Origin of the sequence: Frigoribacterium sp. MEB024 (assembly GCF_000878135.1) — a bacterium.
Classification (GTDB): Bacteria; Actinomycetota; Actinomycetes; order Actinomycetales; family Microbacteriaceae; genus Frigoribacterium.
Genome location: NZ_JXQZ01000006.1, coordinates 1 through 6,014, shown reverse-complemented (window position 1 = coordinate 6,014; position 6,014 = coordinate 1). Strand labels below are relative to the sequence as shown.

The window sequence follows — 6,014 nt, the reverse complement described above, 5'->3', positions numbered from 1 at the left end:
CGAGACCCCGGGGACCCGCCGAGACCCCGGGGCGCGCGCCGGGGTCTCGGCGACTTCCCGGGGTCTCGGCGGATCCTGCGTCGGCCGACCCGCGCCTCCTGCGGTCGCGTGCCTCGGTCACGGCAGCGCAGGAGGCGCGGGTCAGCTCGCGGGACGCGTCGCGACGATCGCCTCCGCGGCCGCGACGAGCTTGCCCTGCAGGTCGGCCTCGTAGGTGTTGCCCGTCCTGACCTGCAGCCAGGAGCCGTCGGTCAGCACGTTGACGTAGCAGCTGCTGCCCTCGTCGTGGATGCAGACGTACTCCGCCTTCTCGGCACCCGCCACGGTGACCGGCGACCGCTCGAGCTGCGACATCGAGTCCACCGCGTCGACGGCCCAACCGCTGCCGGCCGAGAGCGTCGCGGTGACGTCGCCGATCTCCGAGATCGACGCGCCCTCGACGGAGGGCGAGGCCCAGTAGCACTGCAGCGTGCGGTCGGCGGCGAGGACGATGCCGCTCGGGTACTCGTTCTGCAGCTCTCGCGGGCCCTCGAGTCGAGGGGCGCCCACGATCTCGCCCAGGGGTACGGCCGGTGTCAGCGCCGCGCAGTCGTCGACCTGCGCCCACGACGAGTCCGGTCGGGTCCACGAGGGGGCCGGCGAGAGACCGTCGAGGCGCGACACCAGGCTCGTCAGAGCGGCGGTGGTGTTCGCGGCGCGCGTCTCGACCGACACGGTCCCGGACGTCGCGTCGACGTCCGACGTCCTGAACTCGACCCACCAGGTGCCCGACACGACGGTCGCCTGGCAACCCTGCTCGGTGCAGGTCATGGCCGAGGCGTCACCGGCTCCGGTCCGCTGGGCACCACCGGCCACGAGGCCGTCGACGGCGGTCAGTCCGGCCTCGCGTCCACTCGCCACCGAGAGGTCCACGCGGGAGTACGGCTGCTCGGTCGATCCCCACTCGCAGCCCAGCACGCCGTACTCGGACAGGCTCGCGTCCGTCGGCATCAGCAGGTCGACCCGGCCCTGGAGCGGCGACGGGATGAACAAGTCCATCCGCACGCCGCTCGCCAGCGTCGCGCAGTCGATCGGCGCCGACGGTACCGGTGCGACCACCGGCGCCACCGTCGGCGTCGGCCGCGGCGTCGCCGTCCGCGTGACGGTCGGCGTCGGAGTGGGCGTGCTCGTCGGGGTGGCCGGTGCCGACGCCTGGAACGGCGAGGGCAGCATGCCGAGCGCCAGGGCTCCCGAGCCACCGCCGATCGCCAGCAGGGCGGCCAGCCCGAGGCCGAGGCCGAGGGTGCGGTTGCGCTTGCGGCGCGGGGACGCCGTGGTGCGTTCGAGGACGTTCTGCTTCATCGTGACGAGCATGCTGTTCAGCTCGTCTCCGGTGGGGGGCTCAGAGTTCATCGTTCATCACCGCCTTCTTCTTCAGTCGCGATCGGGTGCGCGACACGCGTTGGGTGACGGCGCCGATGCTCAGGCCGACCTGGGCGGCGGCCTCGCCGTAGGGGCGCCCCTCGATCAGGCAGAGCTCGACGATCTGCCGGTCGACCGGGCCGAGGGCGTCGATCTCGTCGCGGACCCACCGCAGCCGGTCACGCGCCTCCTCGCCGTGGTCCGGGGCGACGAGGTCGTCGGGCAGCTCGTCGGTGGCGGCGCGGGCCTGCTTGCGGCGCAGGTTCGCGGCGTGGTTGCGGCAGACGACCAACAGCCAGGGCAGCAGCGAGTCCTCGGGCAGGTCGATCTGGTCGACCTTCTTCCAGAGGGTGACGAACGTGTCCTGCACGATCTCCTCGACGTCCATCCGGGTGCCGGCCAGCGCCCACGCGTAGCGGGTCACCGTCGTGGCGTGCCGGTCGAACAAGGCCGACAGCGCCCGCTGGTCACCCCCGACCGTGCGTCTGACGAGTTCGTCGTCGCCTTCCGTGTCGTGATCCACGTCCACCCCCTCCACTAGAGGAGTGTCGCGGAACCGGCGAACCTGACACGGGACCTCCGACGGATCGGCGGGCGCCCCGTCTCGACGGCACGGGGCCCGGCCACCCGGGGTCGGTACGGTGTGCGCATGACCCCGACCCGCGCCTCCGTCCTGTTCGTCTGCCAGAAGAACGGGGGCAAGTCGCAGATGGCCGCGGGGCTGATGCGCGACCTCGCCGGCGACGAGGTGACGGTCGTGTCGGCCGGCACGACGCCCGGCACCGACCTGAACGCGCAGTCGGTCGAGTCGCTCGCCGAGCTCGGCATCGACCTCGGCGACGAGCACCCCAAGGCCCTCACCGAGCAGATGGTGCGCGACGCCGACGTGGTCGTCGTCCTCGGGCAGGAGGCGCGGGTCGACGAGGTCCCCGGCACCCGGTTCGAGACCTGGGTCACCGACGAACCCTCCGAGCGCGGCGTCGAGGGCATGGAGCGCATGCGCCTCGTCCGCGACGACATCCGCGCCCGCGTCGCCGACCTGCACGCCCGCCTCTGACACCGAGACCCCACGAAGTCGCCGAGACCCCTCGGCGCGCGCGGGGGTCTCGGCGACTTCCCGGGGTCTCACGCACGAACGGAGGCGGTGGTGACCTCTCAACGTCACCACCGCCTCCCGGGCCGCCGCTGCCACGGCCACGGCCCACCCGCGCCGACCCCCACCGTGAACCGGGGGTCGGGGCGGGAGTCGACCGCCTACCCCTTGACGCCGCCCGCGCTCAGGCCGGACTGCCAGAAGCGCTGGAGGAACAGGAACGCCACGACCAGCGGCAGGATCGACACGAACGACCCGGTCAGCACGGTCGAGAACAGCACCTGGGCGCCGCCGCCGCCGGTCGCCGCCTGCTGCCACTGCGCCAGGCCGACCGTCGCCGGGAAGAGCGACGGGTCGTTCAGCATGATCAGCGGCAGGAAGTAGTTGTTCCAGGTCGAGACCAGGGCGAACAGCAGCACCGTGACGATGCCCGGCGCGAGCAGCCGGGACGCGATCGTCAGGAAGATCCGCAGCTCGCCGGCCCCGTCGATGCGGGCCGCCTCGAGCAGGCTGTCGTCGACCGCCTCGCTCGCGTAGACGCGCATCAGGTAGACGCCGAACGGGCTGACCAGCGACGGCAGGATGATCGCCCACGGGGTGTCGACGAGGTTGGCCGCGCTGAACAGCAGGTAGGTCGGGATCGCCAGCGCCGTCAGCGGCACCATGACCGCCCCGAGGATCAGCCCGAAGACGAACGACTTGCCCTTGAAGACGTACTTGGCCAGCGAGTAGCCGCACATCGCGGCGAGCACCGCGGCACCGACCGAGCTGACCACGGCGTAGAGCACCGTGTTGCCCATCCACTGCACGAAGATGCCGTCCTGGAACGTGAACAGCTGCGCCAGGTTGTCGCCCAGGGCGAAGGTGCGGCCGAAGGCCAGGCCGAACGTCGAAAAGATGTCGCCGTTCGTCTTGGTCGCCTGGATCGCCAGCCAGATGAGCGGCAGCAGGAAGTACGCCAGCGTGATCCAGAGGATCACGGTGAGGATCGGCGTCTTGCGCTTCGAGCGCTCGACGCGACGTCGCGGGCGGCGCCGGCCCGCGCCTCCTGAGCTCTCGAGGCGGCGGACGGGGCGGTCGAGCGACGTGGTCCCGGCGGTGTCGACGGGTGCGGGTGCGATCGTCACGACAGTCGCTCCTTGCGTGAGGTGGCGAGCTGCACCACGTAGCTGATGATCATGATGAGGAACCCGAGCAGGAACGCGATGGCCGCGGCGTAGTTGACGTCCTGGTTCTTGAACGCGACGTTGTACGCGTAGAGGTTCGGGGTGAAGTCCGAGCCGATGGCGTTGGGCGCGATGCTGTAGAGCAGGTTGGGCTCGTTGAAGAGCTGGAACGACCCGATCACCGAGAAGATCACGGTCAGCAGGATCGCCGAGCGGATCGCCGGGATCTTGATGCTCCACGCCACCCGCCACGGCCCGGCGCCGTCGATCTCGGCGGCCTCGTACATCTCGGTCGGCACGCTGCGCAGCGCGGCGTACAGCACGATCATGTTGTAGCCGATGAACTCCCAACTGACGATGTTCATCGTGCTGCCGAGCACGTTCTGGGGCGACAGCAGGTCGGGCGGGGTGAGGCCGACACCGCTGATCACCTGGGCGATCAGGCCGGACTCGCGCCCGTAGAGGTAGCCCCACATCAGCGTCGCCACGACGCCGGGCACGGCGTAGGGCACGAAGATCGCGAGGCGGACGAACTTGCTGCCGGCCACCCGGCCGGTGTCGAGCGCGAGCGCGACGAAGAGGGCGATCACGAGCATGATCGGCACCTGCACGAAGAGGAACAGGGCGACCCGGCCGAGGCCGGCCCAGAAGCTCGGGTCGTTCAGCGCGCGGCTGTAGTTGGCGAGGCCCGAGAAGACCTGCCCGCCGACGAGCTGCGAGGTGAAGGTGCTCAGGTAGCCCGCGTAGCCGAGCGGCACGAGGAACATCGCCGCGAAGACGACCAGGAACGGGATCGCCAGGGCCCAGGCCGCGACGAGCTGCGGCCGGTGCAGCGAGCTCGTGCGCCGCGGGGTGGCGGGCTGACGGGACGAGGAGGCGCGGGTCGCGTCTCGACGAGGGGTGACGGAGGTGGACATGGGGCTCCTTGCCGGGCCGAGGGGGTGCCGCCCGAGGGCGGGCGGCACCCCCGTGAGCGCTACTTGACGGTGAAGCCCTGCTGCTTCGCGTAGGAGGTGACGTCGTCCTGCCACGCCGTGAGGGCGGCGGAGAGGTCGGAGTGGTCGGCGATCGCCTTGCCGAGCGTGTCGTTGAAGCTCGAGTAGACGTAGTCCATGAACGGCAGCCACTGGAAGTCGGTGCTGACCGTGTCCGAGACGCCGGCGAAGAGCTCGTTGACCTTCTGGCCGCCGTAGAAGTCCGAGGCGGTGTCGGTGAAGTCGCTGCTCGACAGGGTGTCGGTCGTCGTCGGGAACAGGAACTGCTCGTTCGCGAAGGCCAGGGTCGACTCGGGGTCGCTGTTCAGGAACTTGCTGAACTCGGCCGCGGCGATCGGGTTCTGCGTGCCCGTGATGACGGCGTCGCTCGATCCGCCCCAGTTGCCCGAGACGTCCTCGCCGGCCTTCCACTGCGGGATCTTCGCGGCGGTCCACTTGCCGCTCGTGTTCGCGGCCGTGCCCTGCAGGAAGACGGGTCCCCAGGCGGCGGTCTGCCAGCTGGCGTACTTGCCCGACGAGAAGCCCTGGTACCAGGCGTCGTTGAAGTCGGCGTCGGTCGAGACGAGGTCCTTGTCGATCAGGTCCTGCCAGAACGTGACGACCTTCTGCGTCTCGGTCGAGTCGAGGTCGATGCCGACGGTCTTGTCGCCGTCGTACGAGAACGGCTTGGCGCCGGCCTGCCAGAACAGCCCGACGATCTGGCCGGGGTCGTTGCCGGGCAGGTTCGAGATGTACGAGTCGGTCTTGTCCTTGATCGTCTGCGCGTCGGTCGCGAAGTCGGCCCAGGTCTCGGGGGCCTTCGTCAGCCCCGCCTGCTCGTAGATGTCCGAGCGGTAGAGGTTGCCGAGCGGGCCCGAGTCCTGCGGCACCGACCAGACGCCGGTGTCGTCCGCGACCTGGTTCCAGACCCACGGGACGTACTTCGACTCGAGGTCCGCGCCTCCGTAGGGGGTCAGGTCGACGAGGCTGCCGGTCTGACGGAACGACGGGATGTACTGGTACTCGATCTGGGCGACGTCGGGTGCGCCCTTGCCGGCCTTGAGGGCCGTCCGCAGCTTCGGGTACTGCGCGGTGCCGGTGCCCACGTTGACGACGTCGACCTTGATCTTCGGGTACTTCGCCTCGAACAGGTCGACCTCCTTCTGGACGTCGGGCACCCAGGTCCAGAAGGTCAGGGTCGTGTCGGTGTCCATGGCCTTGTCGATGTCGGCCTGCGAGACGGGCGCGGTGTCGCCACCGCCACCCGCGCCTCCGCCGGACGGGGCGCAGCCGGTCAGCACGAACGCCGACACGACGGCGAGTGACACGAGCGCCTTTGCTGTGGTCTTTCTCTTCATGGTGGTTCTTCCTCGAGGGGGT

6 protein-coding genes are annotated in these 6,014 nt (G+C 70.3%); 1 reads left to right on the top strand and 5 read right to left on the bottom strand.

Features of this window, described 5'->3' with window-relative positions; translation table 11 throughout:
* Positions 1 to 141 precede the first annotated feature (141 nt).
* Together SZ60_RS02035 and SZ60_RS02030 are read right to left on the bottom strand one after the other, a co-directional pair.
* Entirely contained in the window at positions 142 to 1,392 is a 1,251-nt protein-coding gene (locus SZ60_RS02035; RefSeq protein WP_043593222.1) for a hypothetical protein, read from the bottom strand.
* Positions 1,382 to 1,924, bottom strand: coding sequence for an RNA polymerase sigma factor (locus tag SZ60_RS02030; RefSeq protein ID WP_082059790.1), 543 nt, complete (start codon positions 1,922 to 1,924; stop codon positions 1,382 to 1,384). Before SZ60_RS02030 ends, SZ60_RS02035 begins: the two co-directional genes overlap by 11 nt.
* A 126-nt stretch (positions 1,925 to 2,050) precedes the next feature.
* Here SZ60_RS02030 and SZ60_RS02025 point away from each other — a divergent pair, with 126 nt between their 5' ends.
* Positions 2,051 to 2,458 (top strand): low molecular weight phosphatase family protein, encoded by a 408-nt coding sequence (locus SZ60_RS02025; RefSeq protein ID WP_043593227.1) that lies wholly within the window; start codon positions 2,051 to 2,053, stop codon positions 2,456 to 2,458.
* Positions 2,459 to 2,655: 197 nt separating this feature from the next.
* Here SZ60_RS02025 and SZ60_RS02020 read toward each other — a convergent pair whose 3' ends face one another.
* From SZ60_RS02020 to SZ60_RS02010, 3 genes are read right to left on the bottom strand one after another with little or no spacing between them, the layout of a single operon-like run.
* Complete coding sequence (locus tag SZ60_RS02020) at positions 2,656 to 3,621, bottom strand: carbohydrate ABC transporter permease (protein WP_369700678.1); 966 nt, start codon at positions 3,619 to 3,621, stop codon at positions 2,656 to 2,658.
* Positions 3,618 to 4,577 carry a carbohydrate ABC transporter permease gene (locus tag SZ60_RS02015; protein WP_056228315.1) on the bottom strand — a complete coding sequence of 320 codons (960 nt, stop codon included), beginning with the start codon at positions 4,575 to 4,577 and terminating at the stop codon, positions 3,618 to 3,620. Before SZ60_RS02015 ends, SZ60_RS02020 begins: the two co-directional genes overlap by 4 nt.
* Before the next feature lie 59 nt (positions 4,578 to 4,636).
* A complete protein-coding gene (locus SZ60_RS02010) occupies positions 4,637 to 5,992 on the bottom strand; it encodes an ABC transporter substrate-binding protein (protein ID WP_043593220.1) in 1,356 nt (451 codons plus the stop codon).
* Positions 5,993 to 6,014 lie beyond the last annotated feature (22 nt).